Here is a 2,430-nt window from a genome sequence, read left to right as displayed (position 1 = left end):
GATTGTATCTCTAATCTTCTTCAACCCTTCCCATGTCAATAACTAGAATGAAAAAAAAGGGAATGTCAACGCATCCGGGAAGAAACGATTGATCTCTATCAATAGACCTGCTAAAGACCCGAACCATAGAGTACTTAGTACCGGTGCCACGGAGAGATATGTTTTTAGATCTCGCATTGAAAATCCTCCTTCTTTATTGTAATACATAATGGTAATACATATATGATCAGATGCATATGTAGTTAAGGACTACTTGTATTTGTACGCGGAATCCCTAATTCAAATTGAAATGTACAATGATTCGGCGGATAAGATTTTGTTTCATTTCTTAAAATTAAAAGAGAAAAATACGTCCCTTTCTTCCTGAGCATTCCCGAAAACTATTCATTTTTTTTTTTACGGTGGATTTCATATGTATATAAGTCTTTTATTATTATATGTTATATGATATGAGACCAAAACAAAAAAGAAGACAAGATAAGTTGTGTATATTAATGGAAGAAATAACGATATGGAAAACAAGACAGGGATTCTTTACAATGACACTGTAGACCAATTGAAAGGGATGTAGCGCAGCTTGGTAGCGCGTTTGTTTTGGGTACAAAATGTCACGGGTTCAAATCCTGTCATCCCTACCTATTACTTCGCAGTAACGAGGGATCAATTGAGAATTGGACATACATAATCTTTCATTTTATGATACTATATATGAGAGTATATGCATGCAAGATGTATGGGGGTTACAAAAAGAAAGAATCACAGTCTTCTCTATTGTGATAAGAAAGCGCTCTTAGTTCAGTTCGGTAGAACGTGGGTCTCCAAAACCCGATGTCGTAGGTTCAAATCCTACAGAGCGTGATTCCGTTCTTGTTAGGTCAAATTCAGATTGCTGTTCAAGTTAGTGAAGTTATTTCAGTGTAATTTGACCTCCTGTGGATTAAAGAAAAGAAAGGAGGAGGTCAATCAAAAAAAGAGATGTTAATTAATCAAAGGTCCAATTGATCACCACGTCTGTATTGTAAATATGCAGTTACGAATAATCCAGCTAAAGTAATAGGAATTAAACCTAACACGATTCCAAATAGAAAAACTTCAATCATTTCAATTTGTTTGAAAGGGGAAAAAAAGAGGTAATATCTATCCCTAAATATTAATCCGAATTGCCCATGAATCTCAATGACTAATAATTGGCAATTGACACGGTAAGGAACTATAGAATACACAGAATCCCACAGAAATATTTTTTTTTATGAATTGTTCATTTCAAATAAGTCGTATTTTGCTCAGACCAATAAATAGAGCTGAGGTTATAGTTGAAGCCGCTAGTAGAAAACCGAAATAACTAGTTATAGTAGGCATGAAGGAGCTAAATGAAATATGGTCTTTTTATACATATGTTTCTAAAGCACTTACCTAAGTTTCCATTTTTGCAAGATACGAGGATAAGCAAAAATACCAATTGAAAGAATAAGTTCAATTGAAAGTTTTTGATTAATCAACCATTATAGATGTCACTAACAAAGATAGAATGACAGAGGTAGAAAAAGAAATAGATTCATCATCTGTGACATCTACCCATCCCATGATTCCGAATCAACAGATTCATTGGGCAACTCATGAGTAAACTAATAAGAAAATAATAAAAACTGTGTCGTGTAACTTCATGAAACTATCTTTGAATCACTATGGAATAAAATTGGAAAATCATTTTTCTTCTTTTTTAATTGTATCAAATCCATTTTCTATTTTAGAACGAACAGTGCATAACACCTTTGACTTTCATTTTAACTCATTAGATTCAGTAGTGGGTTCAGTCACATAATATCTCGAATGAAAAAAAAAGATTCCAAACCTCTGCTACAACCACTAAAAAGAGATTTCTAGATTTCGCATCTAATTGAATTGTGGGAATATGATAATTTCCCTCATGAATTATTAGAAACCGACTCGTCGGATTCACATTTTACGTTATCTTCAGTTTCTAGTCCGAAGCCAATAATGGAGAGAAATCCTATATTACAGGAATTTGAGTAATTTTCTATTGAATGGCGCATGGTTCTACATCGACAAGCAACAAGAAAGAAAGAAAGAAATTATCTAGCACTTCATTTCGATATTGATTGAAATTGCATTGCTGTGTCAGAAGAAGGATAGCTATACTGATTCGGTATACTCTAAAGACACCCTCGGTACAATATTGACGATCTCACAAAGATTGAATTTCAGTGAATTTCCATTTACTGATCTCATCTTTTACGGAATCGATCCCCATCTGACTGTACAAGAATATGTGGAGCTCAGCATGTCTGGAAGCACAGGAGAACGTTCTTTTGCTGATATTATTACCAGTATTCGATACTGGGTCATTCATAGCATTACTATACCCTCCCTATTCATTGCGGGTTGGTTATTCGTCAGCACGGGTTTAGC

General features: G+C 34.3%; 3 protein-coding genes, 2 tRNA genes and 1 pseudogene. 3 read left to right on the top strand and 3 right to left on the bottom strand.

The window, feature by feature from the left end; translation table 11 throughout:
- Positions 1 to 42: 42 nt before the first annotated feature.
- On the bottom strand, positions 43 to 177 hold the full coding sequence (locus HLA95_RS30215) for a photosystem I reaction center subunit IX (RefSeq protein WP_138533861.1): 135 nt from the start codon (positions 175 to 177) through the stop codon (positions 43 to 45).
- A gap of 384 nt (positions 178 to 561) precedes the next feature.
- Between HLA95_RS30215 and HLA95_RS30210 the strand changes: the two genes are divergently transcribed.
- Together HLA95_RS30210 and HLA95_RS30205 are read left to right on the top strand one after the other, a co-directional pair.
- A tRNA-Pro gene (locus tag HLA95_RS30210) sits at positions 562 to 635 on the top strand.
- Between the two features lie 149 nt (positions 636 to 784).
- Positions 785 to 858, top strand: a tRNA-Trp gene (locus HLA95_RS30205).
- Positions 859 to 986: 128 nt separating this feature from the next.
- Here HLA95_RS30205 and petG read toward each other — a convergent pair.
- Positions 987 to 1,100, bottom strand: coding sequence for a cytochrome b6-f complex subunit V (petG, locus tag HLA95_RS30200; protein ID WP_078101521.1), 114 nt, complete (start codon positions 1,098 to 1,100; stop codon positions 987 to 989).
- 163 nt (positions 1,101 to 1,263) lie between these two features.
- Positions 1,264 to 1,359, bottom strand: coding sequence for a cytochrome b6-f complex subunit 6 (locus HLA95_RS30195; RefSeq protein ID WP_202958638.1), 96 nt, complete (start codon positions 1,357 to 1,359; stop codon positions 1,264 to 1,266).
- Positions 1,360 to 2,302: 943 nt separating this feature from the next.
- On the opposite strand from HLA95_RS30195, the pseudogene psbE reads away from it, so the two are divergent.
- Positions 2,303 to 2,430, top strand: a pseudogene (gene psbE / locus HLA95_RS30190) (cytochrome b559 subunit alpha); the annotation flags it as partial.

Source organism: Geminicoccus harenae (genome assembly GCF_019800005.1).
GTDB classification, from domain to species: domain Bacteria; phylum Pseudomonadota; class Alphaproteobacteria; order Geminicoccales; family Geminicoccaceae; genus Geminicoccus; species Geminicoccus harenae.
Note: the sequence above shows the minus strand (reverse complement) of the source record. Positions and strands in the feature narration are given on the sequence as shown.

Excerpts from the sequence above, each read along its gene's own strand:
- HLA95_RS30215 (WP_138533861.1), bottom strand. The coding sequence starts at position 177 with ATGCGAGATCTAAAAACATATCTCTCCGTGGCACCGGTACTAAGTACT.
- petG (WP_078101521.1), bottom strand. The coding sequence starts at position 1,100 with ATGATTGAAGTTTTTCTATTTGGAATCGTGTTAGGTTTAATTCCTATT.
- HLA95_RS30195 (WP_202958638.1), bottom strand. The coding sequence starts at position 1,359 with ATGCCTACTATAACTAGTTATTTCGGTTTTCTACTAGCGGCTTCAACT.